This is a genomic window from Chthonomonas sp., assembly GCF_035294165.1.
GTDB lineage: Bacteria > Armatimonadota > Chthonomonadetes > Chthonomonadales > Chthonomonadaceae > Chthonomonas.
In genome coordinates this window covers 18,677-42,506 of sequence record NZ_DATGLN010000170.1, presented here as the reverse complement: position 1 = coordinate 42,506, position 23,830 = coordinate 18,677, and the positions used below count along the sequence as shown (strand labels likewise).

The 23,830-nt window shown below is 55.6% G+C and carries 13 protein-coding genes; all 13 read right to left on the bottom strand.

What is annotated here, in order from left to right; translation table 11 throughout:
* Positions 1 to 7: 7 nt before the first annotated feature.
* A complete protein-coding gene (locus VKV29_RS08950; RefSeq protein ID WP_324200965.1) occupies positions 8 to 4,978 on the bottom strand; it encodes a hypothetical protein in 4,971 nt (1,656 codons plus the stop codon).
* A gap of 9 nt (positions 4,979 to 4,987) precedes the next feature.
* Positions 4,988 to 8,254, bottom strand: coding sequence for a hypothetical protein (locus VKV29_RS08945; protein ID WP_324200964.1), 3,267 nt, complete (start codon positions 8,252 to 8,254; stop codon positions 4,988 to 4,990).
* A gap of 78 nt (positions 8,255 to 8,332) precedes the next feature.
* On the bottom strand, positions 8,333 to 10,414 hold the full coding sequence (locus VKV29_RS08940; protein ID WP_324200963.1) for a prepilin-type N-terminal cleavage/methylation domain-containing protein: 2,082 nt from the start codon (positions 10,412 to 10,414) through the stop codon (positions 8,333 to 8,335).
* A gap of 36 nt (positions 10,415 to 10,450) precedes the next feature.
* Positions 10,451 to 12,466 carry a prepilin-type N-terminal cleavage/methylation domain-containing protein gene (locus tag VKV29_RS08935; RefSeq protein ID WP_324200962.1) on the bottom strand — a complete coding sequence of 672 codons (2,016 nt, stop codon included), beginning with the start codon at positions 12,464 to 12,466 and terminating at the stop codon, positions 10,451 to 10,453.
* Between the two features lie 1,052 nt (positions 12,467 to 13,518).
* On the bottom strand, positions 13,519 to 14,502 hold the full coding sequence (locus tag VKV29_RS08930; RefSeq protein ID WP_324200961.1) for a prepilin-type N-terminal cleavage/methylation domain-containing protein: 984 nt from the start codon (positions 14,500 to 14,502) through the stop codon (positions 13,519 to 13,521).
* A gap of 92 nt (positions 14,503 to 14,594) precedes the next feature.
* Positions 14,595 to 15,365 carry a type II secretion system protein gene (locus VKV29_RS08925; RefSeq protein WP_324200960.1) on the bottom strand — a complete coding sequence of 257 codons (771 nt, stop codon included), beginning with the start codon at positions 15,363 to 15,365 and terminating at the stop codon, positions 14,595 to 14,597.
* An 86-nt stretch (positions 15,366 to 15,451) separates the two neighbouring features.
* Entirely contained in the window at positions 15,452 to 16,516 is a 1,065-nt protein-coding gene (locus VKV29_RS08920; protein ID WP_324200959.1) for a prepilin peptidase, read from the bottom strand.
* 96 nt (positions 16,517 to 16,612) lie between these two features.
* Positions 16,613 to 17,845: a type II secretion system F family protein gene (locus VKV29_RS08915; RefSeq protein WP_324200958.1), complete on the bottom strand. Its 1,233-nt coding sequence runs from the start codon at positions 17,843 to 17,845 to the stop codon at positions 16,613 to 16,615.
* Between the two features lie 10 nt (positions 17,846 to 17,855).
* Positions 17,856 to 19,121 (bottom strand): type IV pilus twitching motility protein PilT, encoded by a 1,266-nt coding sequence (locus VKV29_RS08910; protein WP_343217356.1) that lies wholly within the window; start codon positions 19,119 to 19,121, stop codon positions 17,856 to 17,858.
* A gap of 111 nt (positions 19,122 to 19,232) precedes the next feature.
* Positions 19,233 to 20,990: a GspE/PulE family protein gene (locus tag VKV29_RS08905; RefSeq protein ID WP_324200956.1), complete on the bottom strand. Its 1,758-nt coding sequence runs from the start codon at positions 20,988 to 20,990 to the stop codon at positions 19,233 to 19,235.
* Positions 20,991 to 21,357: 367 nt separating this feature from the next.
* Positions 21,358 to 22,233, bottom strand: a complete 876-nt coding sequence (locus VKV29_RS08900) for a shikimate dehydrogenase (RefSeq protein ID WP_324200955.1) — start codon at positions 22,231 to 22,233, stop codon at positions 21,358 to 21,360.
* A 6-nt stretch (positions 22,234 to 22,239) separates the two neighbouring features.
* Positions 22,240 to 22,872: a YqeG family HAD IIIA-type phosphatase gene (locus VKV29_RS08895; protein ID WP_324200954.1), complete on the bottom strand. Its 633-nt coding sequence runs from the start codon at positions 22,870 to 22,872 to the stop codon at positions 22,240 to 22,242.
* A 188-nt stretch (positions 22,873 to 23,060) separates the two neighbouring features.
* Positions 23,061 to 23,513 carry a Holliday junction resolvase RuvX gene (gene ruvX / locus VKV29_RS08890; RefSeq protein ID WP_324200953.1) on the bottom strand — a complete coding sequence of 151 codons (453 nt, stop codon included), beginning with the start codon at positions 23,511 to 23,513 and terminating at the stop codon, positions 23,061 to 23,063.
* Positions 23,514 to 23,830: the final 317 nt, after the last annotated feature.

Sequence of the window (23,830 nt, the reverse complement as noted above, 5' to 3'; positions counted from 1 at the left end):
CTTTTTCCTAAGGCTGAAGACTTGCTTTTGGATCTTGTAACGTAAAGCTCGAAGCAGCGCTGCCTGTAAAGCTTATGCTGCGCAAAATAGGCAGTTGCAGTAGATTCCCCACCGCATCCGACTGGATTAAGGTCTCATGCGGCACCATGCGCACGATGCTACTCAACGGATTGCCAAGCAGCAGAGTCTGATTTTGGAAAGGTGTCGGTCCGGGGCCTGGAGCATAGAGCCTTCCTGCATTTTGATATCCGTTATAGGTACCGTTCGGCCCCGTTGCCGTCGTATAATAGTCTATCCCACGTATCTCGAAGACCTCTCCATGCACCTCACCATCCCGCACGTTTGGGTAGTTTCCAAAAGCCTCTACCACGTTGTCCGGGCCGGTGTAGGCATTGGTAATGAGATAGTGCGGCACAAACTGCCCCAACACAGAGCTATAATCGCCCTGCGACAGGCGCTGAATGCTTACGGCATGGAGATGCCGCCCCGTGAGATAGTAATAATCTGCATCCGTAAGCTGCCAAACGATGTCGAGGTTTTTGCCATCGGCATCCGGCGCCAACTCGTAGCACCCGGCATTATCTGCGAGCAGATAGCGAATCGTACGATTACCCGTTTTCGGATCGGTGTAGGGAAAGGCATGGAAGTAAACCGGATTGCTCACCGGCACATAGGCGACGAACTGCCCCTGCGCATTATAGAGTTTAAGCTGGCTGATGGAGGCGATCACATTTCCATCGGTATTCCCGTTCGGACCGAAATAGTTGTAGCGCGACAAGATCATTAAGGCGCCTCCCAGCCCCTCCTGGTTATCCGAAGAATCCGCAACCGTCTGTCCACCGGAAACCGTTGGTAAACTCACATCGCTCACCGCCGCCACCATGTCAATCTGGTTCGGATTGGTTGGGTCTACAAACTGCTGTATAGTTCGATAGCGAAAACTGCCGTTTTGTTCCCCCAACGAGCGGGTGGTAAAGATCACCTGATGATACATGGTAACCGCCGGATAGTTCGAGTTATTCGGTGTTAATTGGATGTATTGTCCCGTATTGGGATTAAACACATCCACCACTTCAATAGCGCGATAGTTTCCGGCATCGGCGATCACGTAGTGAACGGCATAGTAGGGGCCGGTGTAGGTGTAGGTAACCCCTGTGAGCCGGCTCAGGATGGTAATGGTACCGTTGGTTTGGCTATCGGTATAGATTTGAGCATCGGTGGGATGATTGAGGGCGAGCGGCTCTCCGGGGCGAAGCGCTTGGATGTCATTGTTAAAAGTCGTTATCTCTTGCAACACGGTGCCCGATGGGTCGAATACCACGACGCGATTGTTGCCCGAATCGGCCACCACGTAGTTGCCCCGCCCGAACGTACCGATAGAGGAGGGTTGCCGGAAAGGTACTCTCACAGCGCTGACCGTGTTTCCGTTTGTGGAAACCGCCTGCGTGGTGTTGAGGCTCCAAACGGCGCTCCCGCTGGCATCTACCTCCAAAACACGATTGGCATCGGCGATCACCGTCAACTGGTTGTTTAAAGCGGCGATACCGGCACCCGACCCCACGGCCACGATGCCCTGAGCCGCAGCCGGAGGATTGATCATAACCTGGGCAACCGGGCTTCCGGTGCTCGGATCAGTAAGCGTGGTGATGACATGAACGCTGATTTTGCCTTGTTGAGCGGCGTTCAAATCTACGGCAGCGATGCGCCCATCTACCGTACCGTAGTAGAGCGTTTGCGCGGCAACCGTTGGCCCCGAAGCAGGAAGCGGAGTGGCCTGAGTGCCGAAATTGGGAATAAGCAGGTACCAGGCCAAGTTATCGAGCGGCCCGAAGCCGTTACTGCCATAAATTGCCTGACGCACCCCTGTATTGCCCAACGAGATAAAGATGGGCAATGCCGTGTTAAAGGCATCAATGCCGTTGACCGGGCGCATATTCAGGATATGGATGGCCGTGGCAAAAACCTGCCCGGTCTGCGCATCCGTCTGCGTATCCAGCGTGTAGCCGGTACCGGCCGGCAATGTGATATAGGCGGGTGAGGTGGTGGAGTTAACAAAATCGGGCTGCTGCACCTCCAACTGAACGGGTGCGGCGGTCGCTGAGGTTTTGTACAGGATCGGTGGGTTCAACGGTACCACAGGGTTGATCTGGCTGTTGAGCGCGAGAATGGCAGTGAACTTATCCCCATTGGCATCCGCAGCCACTCCAACCACATACACCGTACCGTTCAGAAGCGCGGGCTGCCCCACCACACGAAACTGCACGATGGATGCCTGGGCATTGGTAGTTGGATCGGTATAGACCAGCCTCGGGCGAATGGTGTTGCCGTCGAAAGTGCCGCCGTACATGGGGGAGAACATCCAGTTAACCACCTGTCCGGAGGCGGGGCCGCTCAACGTCGAGTATTGGCCGATAACGCTGTAGATACGATCGGGTAGCGGATTGCCCGATATCATCACCTTGTCCGTAAGGCCTTGCGGTGAGGAAGCAAAGATGGCCGCCCCCTGGTCATCAAGCACAGCCCCACCTATGAGATAGTGTGGAGAGGAGACGGAGCTTTCCGGGTAGAGCGTAAACGTCCTCCGCTGCACGACAAGCTGCATATCTTGTTGGCTTGGGCTTAACCCGTTAATTGCATCGCCCGGCCAATCAAGCGTATAGTCCACACTGACCGTGCGAACGATATGGTTCTGAGTATCGTTCAGCAAAATCCCGTTGTTGGGATTGAAGGTCACCATGATCTGATGTCCACTCGGCGAGCCGGTTCCATCGGGTGGCGTAGGTCCGTTATAACTCACCGTAAAAACGCCGTCGCTTAGATGATAGGTCTTTACATCTATCACATTACCGGTGTTCGTATCAGTCTCGGTAACGTGCACCACCGGTGTTAAATCGAGCGTGTTGGCACCGCTCGGTGGTGTAAGGTACCACGGCACCCAGGCTCGTGCTCCATGCGGTTCAAACTTATAATTAAGCCCGTTCTGAGGTTGGTCTACCGGCTGCAGAGGCTCATTTTTGGTTGCGAACCAAAGCCCTACCAGTTGTCCTTGTGACGCCGGCGTTCCGTTCGGCTCGGCCTGTGCCGCAGCATAGACCACCTCATCTTCCGCCCCGGTCTGCTGGTCGGGTACCCATCCAACCGTCAGCGGCCCTACCAGGTCGCTCAATCCGTTGGCCAAAGCGCTTGGTGCCACAGAAGGAGCCACTCCATTGGCGTTGTTGGAAAAGGCGTTGACGACCTGTCCTGCGGAGATCGAGCCGAGCAGGTCTACGGCCACCACGTGCCAGGCATGGCCGGCATCGTTGTTGGCATTGTCATAAACCGGTGCAAACAGCACCCCTCCGGCGTAGGCAGGGCCGGGAACCGGCAGCGGATCGAGCAGCGAGGCCGTGTCATCAATGGCCGTGTTGGCCTGCCCGGCCTGCCCGACCTGAAACAGCAACGGCGATGTGGACTGTAGAGGGCCGGGAAAACCGGGCAGCGCGTTAAACACACCGGTCACCCCCAAAGAGTTGGTTACTGCACATACTTCCACTGTTTGGCCGTTGGCCGGGTTTGTCACCGATGCCAACAGAGGTGTGGAGTAGCGGCTGTTTGCGCCCAAAAAGGTGTTCCATATCTCATCGTAAGGGGTGCCATACACGAAGTCGGGAATGCCGTTATCCGCAAAAAGGGAATAACCCGTTAAGGCTTGTCCAGGATGCAGGTTATAAACATGAAGTCCGTTATTTCCGTCTACATAGGCGGCAACGTTTTGGTCAATGGCCACTCCGGAGCCTGGGTTGGGAGGATTGTTCAGGGGCACGGTAGACCAGGCCGTTTCCAAGTTCGCCCCGATGATCTCTTGGGTGGACGAATCGCGATGGGAGTTGGCGTTCGCTGCCGGCATCGCCCCTGTCCATGCGGCAACGTTGTAGGCGAACTTCAGCGGTGTGGTGGGAGCGGCGATCACGGTATCACCGCTAACGGCCCCATCGTTGGCGCTGCCGGTAACATTGGTAGGATTTGGGGCACCCAGAGCGGCATTGATTGCCGCCGCGATGCCAACGCTGGAAAGCAGAATATGCCCTGCCCCATAGTTGCCCGCATAGACAAACGGAGCCGAAGCGCCCAATATCGGTGCCATTGTGTGCGGGTCTACAAGCCCTCCACCTAGGGCAGCGAAAATATTGCCACTAAACGTATGCACAAAGTTGACCGTATCCGCAACAGAGAGCGGATAGGGATCGTTGAAGAGGGTGGATAGGGGCTGCAAAATATTAAATCCAGGGCTGTCGGTTGCAGCGGTCAGTTGCAACGGAAACAGGAAGTTGCCACCGTCCGAAGTGAAGCCGGTAGCTCCATCGTTCTCTATCCAAAGGATGCCGCCCGAATCGACGAACTGGCGGAGTTTCTCGACCTCGTTTTCATCGAATTGAATGGTTCCCGACCCCAATCGGCTACCTTGCAGAGGGAGAAACGCGATGTCGTAACTGTCGAGCGCCTGCTGGCTTATCGTGTCGAGGTCTTCCTCCCAATAGGCGCCCATATTTTTGCTAACCGACGCTCCCACACGAAAGATAAGCGACTGGGGGGTGCCGTTTTGGAAGGCCGGGTCGGGATTGATCTGCCGCGCCAACCAGCGGTTATAGATGTCTTGAGTAATCGTGGAGGGGGCTAATGGGTTGACGAACTGCCAACCCGCCGGTTTATAATCGCTACGCGCATCAAGGGCATAGAAGAGATAAGGAACCGGATCGTTCTTAATGACCTGTCCGTTCACCACCCGCGAAGTCGCGTTGGAGACAAGCACACAAGCCTTGATCTGCCGGGTTTGTGTGGTGTAGCGTGTGGCATCGGCGATCGCCTTAGGACAAGACAAGATAAGGCCTAATATCCCCAGAACCGGCCCCATCCACATAGCATGTTGTAGCGGAGATATCTTGCATCTCATAGTCGGTTTATCCTTATCGAGCACAATGCCCTCTTCGGTGCGCATGGCAACCACCTATCCTCCAAAAGCGGTAAGGTAGCCCAAGTTATCGGTATCCGTCGGGTCAGACCCGATCTTTGTCGAGTTCTCACCCGCATAAAGATAGTTGGGGCATACGGGCAGATCGGGTATCGGCGGCAAGGTCTGAACGAATGTATAGGCAGTGCCGTCGGCGCCCGTCGTTTGAATGATGTTCACCCGCAAAGCTCTCTGTCGCCGCAGAAGCGCCGAGTTGGCCAAAGTAAGGTCGGTAGCGCGATAGTAAGGCATGGCCAAGATCGGTGCGTACTCGTAGCGCAGGCCGTTGGTAATGGCCAGAGCCGGGTTGGCGGTGACGTTTTGCAGGTAGTTGGCGTTCTGCTGTTCCAGCGGAGTGCGATAGTCTATGGTATTATCCTGTCCCGGATCGTAGCCCTCAAAGGGCGCGTTCGGGTCGTCGAAATCCCTATTAAAGAGATGATCGTCGGGCACCTGAACACGTGCCGCCGTATTCTGGTAGTAGGCCGTCGAGCCATAGTATTGCGGGATATAGCCCCAGCGATGCATCCAGGCCGCCTGATCGCCCTCCGAGGCCGCATAGTTCTCCGCTATCGCTCCCCAAATGGTGATGCGCACGTCGGGCGGCTCATCGTAGAAGGGAAACACATCCTTCGAGGCGCGTTCGGCCGAGGGCGTTGAATTGGCCACATCCGCGACATCTTGCGCGTTATAAGAGACACGCACATTGTTGCGCGCCAGATAGGCCGAGCGAGAATCGTTGGCATCCGGGTTGAAGGCGTAGCCCGGTATCACGAAGAAGGAGCGGTTTTGGGCATAAAGCAGGGCCTCGATGCGCACATCGAGCGGGGTAATCATCGCCGCGCTTAACTGATAGTCGCTCCCGCTGATCGGCGAACCGGAAAGCTGTTGCGCCGTCTGATCGAACTGGAAGCGCAAGAGATTATCGTATCCCGGTGCGTTGATCGGCGGGTAGTTTTGAGGAGCAAAGAAGTTATTTGATGAAAAGATGCCGGGATAGCTGGGTCGTGGGCCATTGATCAGCAGTCCGATCTGTTGGAAACGCGGTAGAAGAGAAGAATCATCTAGCGGTAGTCCCGGAACCTGCGGAAGAATTCCCAAAGCACCTGTCGGCGACGGACTATTGCCAAACCCCAAGAAGAACGGGAAAAGATAGAGGGCGTTGTTAGGGTTGTTGGTAAGGCCGGGGTTTACCAGAAGGTTGAAAAAGGCAGGATTCGGACCGGTTGCCGCGTGGCGCATCATGAGAAAGATGGGCACGGGGTTCCCATTGGAGGTATAGGTAGACGGATTAACTCCCCAGTTAAACTCCATGTCCAAATAGGGCAACGATTCGCTCCCTACCCCGATCGGAGTAGAGAAGATCGGCAAATCCGGGTTCACCCGGCTGAAGACATTGGCCGAGACGGTGCGCATGAACTGCGTTGTATTCACACAAACGTAGTCCTCGGCGAGAATGGCACAAGTAGAGGCGTGCTCCATATGAATGCCACCATTCGAATCCACATAGCCATCGCCGGCCACCACGCTGCCGTCAATGTAGGCCGTACCACGGGTGACCAGAGTGATATGAACCCGCGCAAGCTTGCTCGTCGTAGCGCTCTCTGCCGTATCCTGAACGTTCGTGATGGCTCCATAGACGCCATGAACGATGATATTGCCCTCGGCAAACAGGGTGAGATTCACCCCATAGGCATTCGGGTCGCCACCAACAGGGGGCAAGCCGGCAGCTTGACGCGCCGCAGGGTCATCTCCATCATGCGGCAGAGGCGGCAAGCCCATCTGCTTTCTGGCGTAGTCCCAAAGCGGAATGGTGATGGTGCTGCCGGCGGAAGAACCATCCGGATTATAAAACACTTTCCCATCATGCCGAGTCAGCCGAATAGCGTTGCCCAGCAGCGTTACCTCCACTCCAGGCGGAACATAGAACGGCCCATTCCAGTAGTTATGCACAGCACCGGGGTCTATCCAGTTCGCCCTTAGCGAATAGCCGCCGTTCACACCGGGCACGCTCGTCTCTTTTTGCAGATCGCTCTGATTATCAATGTAGATGTTGGAGCCTAACCCATATTGCCCCGTGTTGAACTGGCTGCCGTTGGGTAGCTTCACCCAAAAACCGGAGTTTTTCGTCAACACTCGATAGCGAAGGTCGCTGCTGTTATAGAGATCGGTATCGAGGCTAGGTGGGTCGAGACGGGGAACGCTGCGCGTAAAGCCGTTGGCATCACTGGAGCCTGCTGCGTCACGAATGACGCCGCCGTAGGTGTTGAATGCAAGGTTTTGCTGCTGAACCGTAATGCCGTCGGAGGGTATCACTGCCCCACCGTTATTGTTCGGGGATAACAGGGTAGGAGGCAGATTGATCGGCTCGTTAAGATAGGCAGGAAGCGCCGTGTCATCTAGAGTAGAGTAAAAAGCTTGTGGATGGTTGGAGGCTACACGAATTTTGCCGTTCACAAACACCCCTTCTTGAACCACGCCGGTGTTGCCCCCACGATGGCTTTCATAGAGATAGGTATCCCCTCCCAAGGTGAGATCGCCGTTACAGTAGATGGGAAAGCCGAAAATGGAAAACCGTTGGTTGCCCACCTGTGCCGCCCCATTGGCATACGGAGCAAAGCCCAGCATAGGGTTGCCCAACACGGTGGCCGGGTAGGCGCCAATGGAGGGCGTTCCCACGTAGTTGGGCACGGTACGTCGGTCTTTACCGGTAATGTAAAGCCCGTAGTCCGTCAGCCCGATCTCTTTATAGGCCACCAGCTCGCTGCGCAGGGTTGGCGAGTTGCCGTTTGGGACGAAAACGGTTGGGTCACTGCCTGGTGGGTTGGGGAGTTCTCCGGGACGCCCCACCGATTCGATGGTGAGAGCTTGGCCCAACGGATTATTCGGGTTGGGATCGTAGGCTACACGCACCAGGGCGCGTCCGCCCTTCATGGGAATACGAGAAAACCCGCGAACCAGCCAGAAGTAATCGGGGTCGGTAGGGCCGATAGGGGGAGTGGGGTCGGGGCGCCAATCCGCCCCTTCCAGGCTACTATTAAGCATGGTATTGCAGTAGTCCAAGCCGGCTTGAGCGAGTTGCCGTGCCTCCGCCGAATCGCGGCTGTTACCGGCAACAACGAGGTTGCGGGCGATGCGGGCCACGAAAAGCCCGCCGATCACCAGCAAGAAGAACATCACCGCCAGGGCGATGACAAGCGTTTGACCGCGCTCGGCAGTGCGGCGCCTAAAAACCCGATCGAGCGATATCTGCGGATTGGACATGGTTTTTATTCTATTCGACCCAAAACGGCTCGAAATTCATGATGATATTGGCCAGCAGCCACTCATTTAGAAGACATTTTAGCGCTGAAGGTTCCGTACGCGCACTTTAGAGACGAGATTGGTATCTTGGGCTGTCGCCGAAGAGGGATCAAACAGACGCGCGCTCAGCACCACATCTATTAGGCTGCGAGTACGGTAGCTCACCTTCACCACATCCGAAGGCTCGTTGAGTTGGAACTGATAGCTCACCTGAACCGGGTCGGCAGGCACATCTTGGCCGTTGACGACCTTCTGTGTGGGCAGGTTATTCCGATAGAACAGCCCGGCGAGGGGGTTATCGCCACCAGCAGACTGTAACGTCTCCGGCTGGTTATCGAAGGCGATATACCCCACCATTAAACGCGGGTCGTTAGAATTAGAGCCGGGCAGCGGCATGTAGTTGATTTTATACTGGTTAGGCCCTATCACATCCTGGCTCGACGGCACACGTGTGTACTGTATAGCGTAACCATAGTGCGGGCCAGGACGCTGATCAGGGCCGACAACCACTTCACTACCGGGAACGATCTCCGGCGTTACCCCCACCGCATTCAGGAAGTATCCGAGCGGTGAGATGGTATTCTCCTTTTCTGGCGGCGCGCCGCTGAGATCGGACAGCAAAATATAGCGTGAGTTATACGTCCCGCCGTAGCCCGCATTGATGTCGGCCGGGAAGTAGACTTGCGGCCCCTTATAGCCACTCTGAAGGTTCAGCACCCACTGCGGAAAGGCGAAATTGACAAGGCCGGACGCCGGGTCCACGGCAAAAGCAAATTTCACATTGGTGTTCGTCCAGAAACCGAGCGGGTTCGGATCGGGCCCGATATCGGTAAGCGTTGCGGGGTCGGGTGGCAAAGCGCCCTGACTGACCGTCTGTGCCACGATGTGCCCGTTGCCGAAAGCATCCACATAGTACTGGAAGTAGGTAAGTGGGTTTTGTGAAAGGGGATCGGCACCAGGCGTGCTCGAACGATAGACAGAAACTCCATAGGGCATAGCCCAAGCCCCGTACCGCGCCTGATAAAGCGGAGGCGCCGAGTAGGGCGTCTCATCTCCGGTAGCGCTCGCGCTCATCGGTGTTGCCGACTCGTTTTGCACCGAGGAGGGCACGAAGCTGATAAGGAGATGCGGCGTTGGATGACCATTAGCATCGTACACGATGTTGCCGCTGTTATCTCTGTCGAGGTAGATGGCGTCGCCTTTATTGGCCTGAATCAAGTTTTGTGCCAAGGCGGCCCAATTCTCCCAGCGATAGACCACCGTTGTGGGCATGCCATACCGTTCGGCTATCTTTTGCCATCCCGGCACACCCCATTTGGGGTCGCCCGTATCTCCCGCCCCTGCTTTGGTGGCATCGTAGAAAAAGTTCGGATCGTCTAGGATGAGCGGATCGGTTTTGGAGTCGGTGGGCGCGCTAGGATTTGTGCCCGTATGCAGCAAAGAGAGATTAGGGATGAAGGTACTTGGGTTATCCGGGTCGGGAATATAGGGAGTAAACTCCACCCGATAAAGTGTCATTCGGTTGTCTTTGGAGGCAAGTTGGGGGTCGGTCCAGCGGTTGGCATAGCCGTGGTAGTTTCCTTGGCCATCTACCGGCATGCCGCTCTGCGCATTGCCTGAGGTATCCACACCGGAGCGATTATCGTGTAGGCCGATGAAGAAACGTGTGATGGTGCGACCCGGCGCCAAAGGCAGCGAGACCTGAGCGCCTGGCACAATAGGCAGACCGGTGGTCGGGTCTATCGGCTGGTTCGAATTGTTGCCCTGCTCCCCTTGAAGGCCTGGGGAGACAAACTCGATGAGGCCATAGGGCACAGAGGTTAGGTAGGGATTTCCTTTCATGTCGTAGAGCCAAAGGTTGATCCTGGTTTGCGGTGTGTTGTTGTCGTAGACAAAAACCGCGTTGGATAGCTGAGCCGACAGCTCCCGCAGGGTATCACGGGCCGTATCCTGGCTCTCTATCTGCGTGCTGGCACGGTTTACAAGGTTAAAACCATCTATGAGAGGCTTCGTGATGATCACCAACAAGATAGAGGTGATGGCGATCACCACAAGCAGCTCAATCAACGAGAACGCATGGTTCGCGGTGCTTTTTACCCTCTTTAGTTGAATCCCACCCATTGTTTCCAGCTCCTTCATACCACGCAACAGAGGGGTCTACTGCGCGCTCGGCCGCGTCAACACCGTGTCGCGGTCAATATGTCGCCACAGAATATAGTTCGAATTGCCTGGGTCACTCCATACCACGCGGCTACGCACCGACATGCCGGACACGTAATCCACCGCCCGCCCCGTCGGCACCGCCGACAGGGCAGTCGCATTCGGAATTTGATCGCTAATATCGGCGTAAACGTACCGCGCCCCATTCACCACATCCACCCGATTAACATCGCTGATCTGCAGGGTCACATTATGGACAACTCCGTAGGTTGTGGGGTCGTTGGGGTTCGTATTGGCGGTTGCATAGTGCACCTCGCCGATTGTCACCGTTTTCCCGGCTTCACTCAGCGCAAAGTAGATGCGCGTGGGTGAAGAGCCGTTGGTGCCATCTCCCACCCAGCAGGTCGTTGAGGTGATTTGGGTCGGACTACTTACAAGTTGATAATAGGGGTTTGCCGTTTGGATCTGCATCCCCCAACGCCTATCGGCTCGATAGAAAATACGAATAGGTGCGTTTTGAAGATTGTTGTTCTCGATTCCGGCCTGACTGAAGGTGAGAATGCCGTTTTTTGCATCCAAAGTGGCCGCCACAAGGCTCCCCTGTGTGCTCTGCCCGGCCACGATGCGGCACAGTTGCTGCCCGTTATCCATATCCTGCACGATCAGGTCGGCATCATCCGGGGAGGTATCCGCCGGGTCGTTATGAAAGAGGCCATTGTAAGTGGTCTGATCGGGCAAGGTATCGCCCTGAGACAGAATGTGTCCTAGGGAGAGACGAATGGTGTAGGGAGCTTGGCTTGGAATGACCGAATCGTCTCGAATAATGTGGTTATCATACGTCAAATAGTCCACATAGGCCACGAGGTTTTGTGGCTGAGTGAGTGTACCACTGGCGGTAGGCGTCGGGGAGGAGACATGGCCCAGCGGATTAAAGATAAGCACGCCTCGGTTTGCATTGTTCGGCTCTTGGGGGCTAAGCCAAGCATATTCATAAGGATCATCGGTGAATGGCGGGTTCGGCCCCGGCGTCATGGAGACAAGCCGAAACTGACGGCTTACCTGATCGCTGTAGGGAACGATATTGGGCTGTGGCGACGTGTTTGGGAAGATCGGCTGCCAAATCGGTACCAGCGGTTGACCTGCGGGAATATCGGGTACCGTAATGGTAACCGTTTGGGTTTGATAAGAGCTAGGAATCGGATAGCCGTTCGTATCCGTTTGGTAGGTTTGATAGCGCATCAGAAAGAGGCGGAAATTGGGCCGATTTTCGGTGGGAGTAGGCGCCGGGCGTGGATAGAAAGCGATCTGATTGTGCGTGTAGTCTATGGCGTACTCGTTAGGCGAGTTGAGCACGGGGATAGGATTTGGGTTGTTGATATTGGGTTGCGAGTCCTCCACGGTCCGAGTCATAGGAGGGCCATAGACATTGAGACTATCCACGGGGTTCCCGTTGCTATCGGTATGAAACACGTTATAGACCGGGCCATACTGCAAAATATGGATGGATCCTCCTACCCCTGTGGCCTCCACGGGGATGGTAAACGATTCCCCTTGAATATAGCGAATGCGGTTAACATCGGAGAAGAAGTAGGGCAGAAAGCCGGTGGGTAAGGTAAAGTTGTACTGCGCCTGCAGGGCTGTTAACTCTTGCGCCGTCGCCGGGCTGAGGTCATCCGGGTTCGTGCCGTTGAGAATCTGGATGGTTCCATCGGCCTTTGGAAGCGCAGAGAGCACGGCGATGGGAGGACCTTCCATGTGGCGCAGGTCGGAGAGCTGCTCATTGGCCAGAATTTGCGCTGTAGACATTTCGCTGGTGCGCTGCAGCACCACGAAACCACCGGGGAAAAGGCTGACCAGCGAGAGAATGCCGATGGCCAAAATAACCATCGCCACCAGAGTTTCGATAAGCGAAAAGCCGCGTCTGTGCGAGCAAGCCTCCCTTGGAGTGTTTAGAGGAGACCACGGCACAGGCCACTTCAGAGTTGGTTCTTTGCAGGAATAAGACGGTCTCATAGTCAATTTGCCTTCTCCCGGGCGTAGGTACGGCGGCGCTAGCACAGTTCTGCCTAGACTCCCGATTTTCCTTCTTTTGAGACTACCACACCGAAAAAATTGTTCCATATGTTGCCGCTTCTCTCCGATTTTCCGCGACAGCACGTTTTCTAGCCCTCGCCCCTACTCCTCCTCTTAGGAAAAGGGGCACCTAGGCGGTGAGCATCCTCGCGGACGGCGCCTTTGCGGCCTGTTTCCCTTCCTTAAGGAGTAACCTCAAGGCCGACGCCCTCCCCCTCCCCCCATTGGGGAGAGGGGAGACCAGTAAGCTTACTAGCGGTTTCCTGTGATAACCTTTCCTTCGGAAACCAACCATTACCGCCCCCTTTCTCCCGAATCGGGGGAAAGGACGGGATAGGAGGCGAACAAGATAGGCTTGTTTTACAAACCACCTCTAGAACCGTGAGATTGACAGTTTCTGCAACCCCTCACCCTTCCCCTCGGAGCTTGTGGGAATTAAAACTTAAGATTTCTCGCCTTCGGCTCGAAATGACAGGTGTCTATCTCACCGGTACTTCAAAGCCGACGGTGCTGCGCTCAAGGCCGACGCCCTGCCCCTCAAAGTCCCCACCCCCTCAAGGCCGACGGTGCTACGCAATGCGCCTTTTCCCTCAGCGGCCTATGCTATTGCCTTACTCGTCTATCTCTCTGGCCGCTGCATCGCTGTCTGCAAGACGGAAAGGCCGGGATAGGAGGCGCACAGAGTAGACTTGCTTGCTGAATGGCCTCTTGAGCCGCAGCATTGGCAGTCTCTGCAGCCCCCCAATTGGGGAGAGGGCCTACCCTCGCCTCAGCGGCCTATGCTATTGCCTTACTCGTCCATCTCTCTGGCTGCTGCTTCGCCGTCTGCAAGACGAAAAGGATGGGATAGGGGGCGAGCTAGACAAGCTCATTCTGCGAACTTGCTCTAGAACCGTGAGATTGTCTGCCCTCATGCCTACCAGAGGGAAGGGCGACCCGATGGGTCGCCCCTAACACAAATTCAAAGCAGCGTGGCGAGCCTCAAAAACAGTTTAGTGGTAGTTGAGAGGGAGCTGCTGTTGTGCCTGCTGTAAGCTTATCTTTCGTGCCGTACCGGAAAGCAACAGCACGATCACGTTGCCGGAATGCGCCACGCCAGCATGATAGGTGTTCCATGTGATGACGGTGGTCTCCGGCGAAGGGTTTTTGTATTTTAACTGATTGCTCAACACCACCGGCGGGTTGGAGGGTAAACCGTATACCGAAACCTGAGCAGTGGTATCGCAGCCGTTTTTCTGGTTATAGAGCTGATGGGTCCAGTCTACTGCATAGTGATACTCATAGAGCGGGTTTCCGTTGGCATCGTGTATCCAGTTACCGTTACTGTCAAGCAGAGGGCCAATATCCATACTATCCATCACGTAAAACAGTTTTGGTTGCCCCACATAGGTGGCACCAGGGTTAGGCCCGTTCGGTTGCCGTGTCGGCAGATCTGGGTCGGAATAGTTAGGGCAGGCAGGCGGTGGGTTGGTGTTGTTATTCCCCTGCACCCAGGTAACCGGAACCAGTTGGCCATTTGTTAAGGTGAGTGGCCAGTAGGCGATCGTCACTTGCGTTTGATTGGTTGCCGGGTTATCGGGGCAGAAGAAGGCGTTCAGGTCTTTCAACTTGTTGGGATAAAGGTAGGCGCCTACACCCGTGGCCTGAAAATACTCGGTCGCCTGCCCCATCGGCACAATGGGGTCACCGGGCAGCGCAGGTTCCCCTGTCGGCATTCCCGGCTGAACGTTCGTCAGCGCCGTCTCGGCATACCCAAACAAAGCCGGCGGATAGGTGCCCTCATCCTCATGATAGAGCCGAACGGCCTCATACACGTCGTGCATGTTGCCCATTGTGGTCGCTTGACGTGCCTGCTCTCGTGCAGCCGCAAATACCGGAAACAGAATGGCCGCCAATACGGCAATGATCGCGATAACGGTAAGAAGTTCCACTAAGGTAAAAGCACGTGATGCAGTTGTGTGCGACTTTGCAGGCATTTTCATCCCCCATTCAGCTGCCTATGTGCTCTGGAACGCTTCATAGCAGCTTTTTTGTAGTTTCTATCGGACTCACCATGATAATGACGTAGTTACTGAGCGAATTTGAGCGGCCCTTTTTGAGCAAAAGTTTTTGCATCCACCGCCTTGGCCGTACCGTTCAGCAGGATAATAAGCGTTTTATCGGCGCCATTGACCGCAGCATGATAGGTACACCAGGTAACAACGGTTTGGGATGGGTTTGCCGTCTCGGCATACTTGAGCTGATTTGGGGCATCCCCAGGCCCCGATGCACCTGTCCAGTCCAAACTGTAGTGCAGTTCGTAAACGTAGCCGCCGGCGTTGCGCACCGGGTTGCCGTTACTATCCAACTGCGGGCCGATATCGTAGGAATCGAACGGATAGTAGGAGGCGTTCTGCCCCACCGGCAGAGTCACGGCGTTGCCGGCGTTGTGTTGCATAAGCGGCGTGTAGACAACCGGCTGGTTCGCCAGTGTCGAGCTGGCCGTTGCAGGATAGACCACTTGGTTCACGGTAAGGGTTTGGTTGTTGGTGGGGTTGTCGGGACAGGAGAAAGTGGCGTCACTGTTGAGGAGCTTGGCGCCAAATAGAGGTTTATAGCCGGATATACCGGCAAACTGCCATAATACCGGTGGATAGGAGTGATTGTCCGTTTCATAAAGCTTGAGGGCTACATAGATATCGTGCAGGTTGGACATGCAGGTCGACTCGCGAGCCTGCTCTCTGGCCCTGCTGATAACAGGAAACAGAATGGCAGCAAGTATAGCGATAATCGCTATAACTACAAGCATCTCGATCAGCGTGAAGGCCGAACGACTTTTGCGCACAGACGGCACGAACATGGCACGAAGCTCCTCTAAAAACTCCCTCTACAGAAGTATAGCACGCCTCTGTTGAAGTTTGACGACATTTGTCTTTTTTTGGTTCCTCACCGAGGGAATGCGTAAGCGAGATAGGCATCGGTGAGCGCATTGCCCCAAAAAAGCGCTAAAAAGAAGCCGATCACCAGGAAAGGCCCGAAAGGAATGGCGGTTGGTGCAGGCACCCAATCGCCGGTTGCGAGGTGTTCATACTGAACTTTCTCCCCTCTCCACCGTTTCCAGAGGTCGCGCAGATACGCCCAGAGATCCCCTAGAAGCAAGCACCAAACCACAGCCCAAATCTCGTGCAGCAGATACTCTGCCGGGCCTACAAGTTCGCCCTCTTGTTCTCCCTCTACCGGAGCGGACTCTATGGGGGGAGTTGGGGATCGGCGCCTCCGAAGATAGATTAAAACAGGCCCGACGATGAGGCCAGATAGGCTCGACAGCACCACCCACACCGGCAGCAGACGCAGCGGGTTCTCGCCTCGTGCCACCTGCAAGGCCAGCATGGCGCCCATTCCGCGCCCTAACAGCACATCTCCCAATCCCATGGCCTCGATGCCTTTCCACAGCCAGCCCAAAATGCGAATGATTCCGAAGATAAGCGCCCCGATAACGGCGCCCCACACCGAAACCGGCAGCCATCCCCTCACAAACGGATGGATGGGAGTATGTCGTCCCCACTCGATAAGCTCTAGCCCCACCGGAATACAGAACAGAAGGATGTTCAGTGTATCCGGTATGGTGAAGGTTTCCAGGTCTATAAAAAAAACCGGTATCAGCACGGCCGTATACGCCAGTAAGGCGAGGCAGAAAAGCGTCCCCGCCTCCACAAAGCGCAGCACGATGAGGACGAAGAGAACACCGGTCAGCAGCTCCACCCCGAAATAGCGCCAGGCGATGTGTTTTCCACAGTAGCGACATCGGCCACGCAGCAGCAAAAAGCTTAGCAGCGGCACGAGGTCTATGGCGTTTAAGCGATGCCCACAACTCGGGCATATGGAAAACCGAGGTTCTAAAAGCGACAGCCCTTTTGGAAGCCGATAGATAACCGCGTTAAGGAAACTGCCTATCGTGACGCCAAAAAGAAAGGCCACAGCTCCTAGAAACCAGAGGGGCACAAGAATCATGAGCGTGCTTCTACTTCAACAGTTGGCTGCAACCAGGCTCCCCTTGGGGGAGCCTGGTTGGTTCAAACAGAGTGCGAGCAAGGCGGTTGGGATGGTTTAATCTCCGCCGCCGCCACCGCTCAGGTTGGATACCACCTGAATCAGCGGCATGAAGAGCGCGATAACGATGAAACCTACGCAGAACCCTAGGAACACGATCATTATCGGCTCGATGGCCGCTGTGAGCGACTGGAGCTGAGCATCCACTTCGCCCTCGTAGAAATCGGCCACCTTCGTAAGCATGTGATCGAGCGAACCCGATTCCTCCCCGATGGAGATCATATGGACGACCATCGGTGGGAAGAGCCGGCTCTTCTCTAGAGGGTCTTTAATGCGCTCGCCCTCACGAATGCGGGCACGTGCCGCCATAATGGCGTCGCTTACAATAACGTTGCCCACCGCTCCGGCCACCGTCTCCATCGCCTGCAGAATGGGCACACCGGCGGAGAGCAGCGTTGAAAGCGTGCGGGCAAACCGTGCCAAAGTGACTTTGTGGATCAGCTTGCTGAAGACGGGTATCCAGGAGATTTTGAAGCGGTCAATAAACCTTCGGCCCGGGCGGGTACGGCCTAGCATCTTGATGGAAAACCACACGAGGAAGATGATAAGCAGCCCGATGTACCATTCGCTCTTCAGGAAGTTGCTGAAGTCCACCAGCACCTGTGTCATCCAGGGCAGCTCTTTCACGCCCAGGTCTTTAAACAGGTCTATGAATTTCGGCACGATGAAGGTGGTTAAGCCCAACACAATGAGCACCGCCACGATCACCACGATGGTGGGGTAGGTAAGAGCCGATTTCACCTTGCGCCGCAGCTCCATATCCTTTTCGAGGAAGTGGGCAAGGCGTTGAAGTGACTCCTCAAGGACACCGCCGACCTCTCCGGCTCGGATAAGCCCGATGAAGAGGTTATTGAACACGGCGGGGTACCTCGACATGGCCTTTGAGAGCGTGGAACCGCCCTCCACCTCCACCTGAATCTCTTTAATGATGCGACGGAGCTTGGGGTTTTGGGTCTGCTCTCCCAACACATCGAGCGTACGCACCAGCGAGACGCCCGCGTCAATCATGGTAGAGAACTGGCGACAGAAGATGGCAACATCGCGCAGTTTTACCCGGCCGAAGCCGGTGCCGGAGGTCGTCCCTCGTGCTTTACCGGTTTTCTTTATGGTGGTGACGCGAAAGCCCTGCTCTTGTAGGCGTCGAGTAAGTATCTCTTCGCTTTCGGCTTCCGACGTCCCCGTGCGCACGTTACCCGTGGCGTCGCTTACGGTGTACTGAAAGATAGGCATGAGCAGCCTCCTAGTGTCGGTTCATACCGCCCTGGCCGCCGGGTTGTCCCCCTTGCGGCATGGTGACGGTACGGATCATCTTTTCGAGTTCGGTTGGGTTCATCGCGCGCGACATGGCCTCTTCCAGCGTAATCAGGCCGCGTAGATAGAGGTCGCGCAAAGCTTGATCCATCGTCTGCATACCAAGGCTTCCACTGGTCTGGATCATCGAGGTGATCTGGTGGGCCTTGTTTTCACGGATGAGATTGCGAATGGCCGGGCTGGCCCGCATGATCTCCATGGCGCACACGCGACCGGGCTGGCCGGCCCGCGGAAGCAGCTGCTGGCAGAGAATGGCCTGAAGGTTGTTAGAGAGCTGCAGACGCACCTGCTCCTGCTGGCCTGGCGGGAACGAGTCGACGATACGTTCCACCGAGGTTGCCGCAGAGTTCGTGTGGAGGGTTGCAAACACCAGGTGCCCCGTTTCGGCGGCGGAGACCGCCATCTGCATGGTTTCTAGGTCACGCATCTCTCCAACGAGGATTACATCGGGGTCTTCGCGCAGAGCGGCACGCAGAGCCTTGCTGAACTGGCGCGTATCCTGCCCCACCTCGCGCTGGTTTATGATGCTGAACTTATGCGTATGAAGGTACTCGATGGGGTCCTCGATAGTGATGATATGGCGGCTCTGCTCCGAGTTGATGCGGTCAATCATGGCCGCAAGGGTGGTGGATTTACCGGAACCGGTAGGCCCTGTTACCAGCACCAACCCGCGTGGTAGGCGCGTTAGCTCGATAAGCACGGACGGAAGTCCGAGCTGTTCGATGGTAGGAATTTTTTGCGGAATTTGGCGGAAGGCGCTCGCCACATTCCCCTTATCTCGAAACACGTTTACGCGGAAACGAGCCGACCGCGCCATCTGATACGAAAAGTCGAGCTCGAGGTCGGTCTCAAAGCGCTGTATCTGCTCGTCGGTGAGGATTTCGTAGACGAGGCGCTGCGAGTCGCGCGGGGTTACTTTTTCGAACGGCAGCGGCTGTAGAGCGCCATCTATGCGCACGACAGGCGGGATGCCCACGGCCAGATGCAGGTCGGAGGCTCCCTTCTCTACAACGATGCGCAGGAGGTCATCTATGTGTGCGTCATCGAGCGGTGCGGGGCGTGCGCTTGTTACCTGCACCGCCTGAGGCGGAGGGCTTACCGGTGGCGGGGGCGTTCCTCCGGTTGTCGGAGTGCCCATCAGTGGATTGGCCACCGGTGGTGTCCCTTGTTGGGGTGGACGATTAGGCGGATTCAAATTTGACACTTCCGTAAAACCCTTTCAGAATTCAAAAGAGTGCTTTTTCAGAGAGCGCAGCAAGCATAGCGCGCTCTCTAAATAGTATACGCACCAAATCTTCAAGAAGGCTCAATAGCCTGCCGTGAAGACCGTACGCATCACCTCTTCAGGAGTGGTAATACCCTGGAGCACCTTCGCCAACCCATCCTCACGCAACTCCATCATGCCGTTGGCCTTTGCAGCCTCCTTCAGGTCGGCCAAAGGGGCGCGGCGCACGATCATTTCGGCGATCTCGGCATTGAGACGCATCAACTCGTAAATGCCGATACGCCCTCGATAGCCGGTGTGGCGGCAGGCCTCACATCCACGCCCACGCGCCAACTGCACGGTTTGGGCCGGGTCTTCCACCTTAAAGCCAAACTTCCTCAGGTCGGAGGCCGGCGCCTCATAGAACTCTTTGCACTCATTGCAGATGCGCCGTGCGAGGCGCTGTGCCAGAACCCCTATCACCGTTGCCGAGATAAGGAAGGGTTCCACGCCCATGTCAATAAGGCGGATGGTGGCCGACGGCGCATCGTTGGTGTGCAGCGTGGAGAGAACGAGGTGACCGGTAAGAGCAGCCTCAATGGCGATCTCTGCGGTTTCGAGGTCGCGCATCTCTCCTACCATGATGATGTCGGGGTCTTGGCGGAGGAAGGCGCGCAGGGCTGTGGCAAATGTAAGCCCGGCCTTTCGGTTGACCTGCACCTGCGTAACGCCGCTAAGCACGTACTCTACTGGGTCTTCAATCGTTAGGATGTTCTTCTCCACTGTGTTCAATTTGTTCAGCAGGGAGTACTGGGTAGTGGTTTTCCCATGTCCGGTAGGGCCGGTGGAGAGGATCATACCGTTCGGCTGCGAGGCAAGCTCCTCGAGCTGCGCCTGCACCTCCGGCAAAAAACCGAGTTTGTTTAGACCGATCATCACGCTGTTTTTGTCGAGGATGCGCATGACGATCTTCTCACCGTGCAGGTTGGGCAAGCAGGAGACGCGCAGGTCGTACTCTTTGCCCTGATAGCGTGTGGCAATACGACCATCCTGCGGCACGCGGCGTTCGGCGATGTTCATTTCGGCCAGGATTTTGTAGCGGGCCACGAGAGGGAGCTTGAGATAGGCGGGCATCTGCATGATCTCATGGAGCACGCCATCAATGCGGTAACGCACGCGAATTCCACGGCGATCCGGCTCGATATGAATATCGGAGGCACGCTCTTTAATGGCCTGTTGCAAGATGGTGGCCGCCAGGCGAACAATGGGTGCTTGATCCACCAGCTCACGCAAGTCCGATTCCTCATCCACCTCTTTAGCGGCCTCGCCACGGGCGCCATATTCGGCCATTGCTTGCGCCATGGCGGAACGCGCATCCGAGTCGACCAGCTCTGTGCTCGGCTTGGCGCCGTCCGAGTTGGCATTGGCCGACACGCCTCCTCCATAATAGGTGGTAAGCGCCTGCTCTATCTGGTCGGGCACGGCGAGAACCGGCCGTATCTGGCACCGTGAGACCATACGCAGTGTGTCTTGCACTTCGAGGTTATTCACGTCGCCCATAGCCACATAGAGCACCTGGCCATCTTTTTTCACCGGCAGCACATTGTGGGCCTTGGCCACATGGTCGGGCACCACGTTAATTGCGCTCGGATCCGGTTTGTAGGTGGTGAGGTTAACGAAAGCGACTCCCATCTCCTGGGCTTTTGCCTCGTAGACGTGTACGGGATTAATGCCCATCTCGATGAGAATGCGCGCAAGGTCTTGCTTTGTTGTCTGCTGGATTTTACGAGCCTCTTCTATTTGGCTCTGGGTGGCATAGCCCTTCTCCAGCATATAGTCGCCCATACTTTTGCGTGCCATTACCATGGTAGTTATCTCCACCCTATGCGAGTTCGTGTTGGTTTCTATCTATCTTCCTATCGCTGCGACGAACGCAGCCACCACAGAACTGCGCTTGCGTTTACTGATGTCAAACGCTGCGCCGATTATATCACAAGCTTTCTGTGAGTGCAAGCACTTTTTTTGTGCTGCCCGAAGGCACCCTTCGGCAGAAACGGTCTACTAATGAACGAATAATGAGTGCTTTCGGATAACCGTCTCCGCTACCACGCATTTTTGCCAACACTGGCCGAAAAGACACGCAGACCTTGCTAACTATATAGAACACTTTTGTAGTCTTTTTTGTTCCCTACCACCAGGAGCATCTGTTCTATTTTCGGCTACGCCTCTAGGCTCCCTGTAGTTTACCTCTTACGGCCGCTTCCATCGTTGCCACCGGTGGGCTTTGCCCTACCCATCTTTCAAAAGCCGCAGCGCCTTGCCATACCAACATCTGCACGCCGTCTATGGTTGCGCAACCGCGCGCCCGCGCTGCCTGCAAAAGGCGTGTCTCCATAGGATTATAGACGAGATCATACACTAAACAATTCGCTTGAAGCCACTCCGGCGGGATCGGCGGCTCGGCCTCGTGATGAGGATACATCCCCACACTCGTTGAGTTTACCAGAAGCTGGGCCTCTTTCATCACTGCGCGCAGACGCGACCGGCAGTCTAAGCTTATGGCCTCTACCTCACAACTCAAGGGACAGCGTGCATGTACCCATTCCGCAAGCTGTTCGGCACGCTCCGGTGTGCGGTTTGCGATTGTCAATTTCTTAATGCCTTTCTGAACTAACGTGTAGGCCACTGCCCGTGCCGCTCCCCCAGCTCCCACGAGAAGCGCGGCTTTTCCACCCACATCATAGTGGCGCTCCTGCAAAGGGCGAAAAAACCCCTCCCCGTCGGTGTTATCTCCCAAAAGCCCCTCCGGCAGACAGTGCACCGTGTTAATAGCACCAATCGCCTCCGCTATGGGGGTGAGTTCGTGCATATATTCTATAGCCCGCTCTTTATGGGGAATCGTTAGGTTTACCCCTACGATCCCTAAGGCGGGTAGCGCCGCAAGTGCCTTTTGTAGCCCATCCGGAGGCACCGGGAATGGCACATAGACCCACGAAAGCCCCAAAGCGGCAAAGGCGGCATTGTGCATGGCCGGAGACAAACTGTGTTCTATCGGCCAACCGAACACCCCTACCACCCGCGTTTTTCCGCTTATCTCATGCATGAATCCCTAAAGTCGCGCCTCCTTTAAATGCCCTCTACGCCGAAAGTACCATAGAAGCAGCCGCTCCGGTGGACGACTTACCAAACGTGTGTAGAGAAACTCATGCGGATGCAACGGCTGCACCATAATGGTGTATAACCCCATGCGATTGCCACCGAAAATGTCTGTAAACATCTGGTCGCCTATGATCACCGTCTCCGCAGGCGAGGTGCCAAGCGCCTCTAAAGCGCGTCGGAACCCGCTCCGCGAAGGCTTCCTTGCCCACCCCACAGCCTCAATGCCAAAACGGCGGGCAATGCGCTGCGACCGCCCCGTGCGCAGGGAGTTGGAGAGCAGACAGATGCGAATACCTAGTTGCTTTAGACTTTCAATCCAATTCGCCAACTCGGCCTCGATCTCCTCTTTTTGCCACCGCACCAACGTGTTATCTAAGTCCAAAATAACCCCTCTGAACCCGCGCTCCCATAGCTCTTGAGGGGCGACATCGAGAACGGAACGCACATAACGATGAGGACAAAATCGTAAAATCCCTTTTCGTTCTCCTATCTCCATACTCGCATCCAGCGGCTCTTCTGCGGCTCCCCTCGAACACCCACCCTCTTTCTGCATCCGCCCTTTATGCTTGCCAGATAGTGCCATTCAAACACCCATCATAATGCGCTCGTCACTTGCCTATAAGCAAAATGCTCTAAGCCCACAGAGACTCTTTTATTATTGTACACGATTCGACGAGCGAGAGAGCGAAGGAAGCACCCAACGGGCGTATGGTTTCAACCAAATCTGCGTAAGTACGACATTTCCTGCACGGTCGGCTCGCTGCACACCTCTTATCTCGGCGATTCCGGTTTGAACGGCTCGTTTTGCTTATTCTGCCGACGGTCTAAATAGGTCTGCAAAATCAAACTGGCTGCGTTCGCATCTATTACCTCTTTTCGGCGCATCGGGTCTGTCTCCAAAGCACGCAGAGCCTTCTCCGCCTCCACTGTGGTTAGACGTTCATCAAGAACCTCTATGGGAATACGCACATTTCTACGCAAAATGGCAATAAACGCCTCTACTTTCTGAGCTTGAACGCCTTTTTGTCCGTCTAACTGCAGGGGCATTCCCACCACAATCCGCCCGATCTTCTCCGCCGCTATCAACTCACGAAGGGCTGCCATATCGCGTCGCCACCCCTCCTGGCGAATAATAGTTTTCAGCGGAAAGGCCCAACGCCCCTCCTCATCGCTTATAGCAACCCCTATCGTTTTTTCTCCAACATCCAGTCCTAATATTTTCATAATAAGATTGTACGCATGAAACCCGCTGACCTAAGGCGCGCGGGGGAAGTGTGGTTTCCTCCTCTCTTCTTTTAATGTAACATAGATGGCACCGCAAACAAAACGGGGCATCCTCCCCATGTGAAACTCATCACCCAAATTAGACTACTCTCCACCCCTAACAGCTAACAGAAAGAGGTACTCGAACGTACCACTCAAACAGCCGATTCTATTTAACCCCGTTAGCTGCACTGCCTGGACAATTCAAACCTTCTTCTGCCACAAAATTGTGCGCAAGAGAAATGAAAGGCAAGAGGCTTTTTGTGCACATCATGCTA

Coding starts and splice junctions, on each gene's coding strand:
- VKV29_RS08895 (WP_324200954.1), bottom strand. CDS start 22,872: ATGGCACTATCTGGCAAGCATAAAGGGCGGATGCAGAAAGAGGGTGGG.
- ruvX (WP_324200953.1), bottom strand. CDS start 23,513: ATGAAAATATTAGGACTGGATGTTGGAGAAAAAACGATAGGGGTTGCT.
- VKV29_RS08935 (WP_324200962.1), bottom strand. CDS start 12,466: ATGAGACCGTCTTATTCCTGCAAAGAACCAACTCTGAAGTGGCCTGTG.
- VKV29_RS08900 (WP_324200955.1), bottom strand. CDS start 22,233: ATGCATGAGATAAGCGGAAAAACGCGGGTGGTAGGGGTGTTCGGTTGG.
- VKV29_RS08915 (WP_324200958.1), bottom strand. CDS start 17,845: ATGCCTATCTTTCAGTACACCGTAAGCGACGCCACGGGTAACGTGCGC.
- VKV29_RS08945 (WP_324200964.1), bottom strand. CDS start 8,254: ATGTCCAATCCGCAGATATCGCTCGATCGGGTTTTTAGGCGCCGCACT.
- VKV29_RS08950 (WP_324200965.1), bottom strand. CDS start 4,978: ATGCGCACCGAAGAGGGCATTGTGCTCGATAAGGATAAACCGACTATG.
- VKV29_RS08905 (WP_324200956.1), bottom strand. CDS start 20,990: ATGGCACGCAAAAGTATGGGCGACTATATGCTGGAGAAGGGCTATGCC.
- VKV29_RS08930 (WP_324200961.1), bottom strand. CDS start 14,502: ATGCCTGCAAAGTCGCACACAACTGCATCACGTGCTTTTACCTTAGTG.
- VKV29_RS08925 (WP_324200960.1), bottom strand. CDS start 15,365: ATGTTCGTGCCGTCTGTGCGCAAAAGTCGTTCGGCCTTCACGCTGATC.
- VKV29_RS08920 (WP_324200959.1), bottom strand. CDS start 16,516: ATGATTCTTGTGCCCCTCTGGTTTCTAGGAGCTGTGGCCTTTCTTTTT.
- VKV29_RS08940 (WP_324200963.1), bottom strand. CDS start 10,414: ATGGGTGGGATTCAACTAAAGAGGGTAAAAAGCACCGCGAACCATGCG.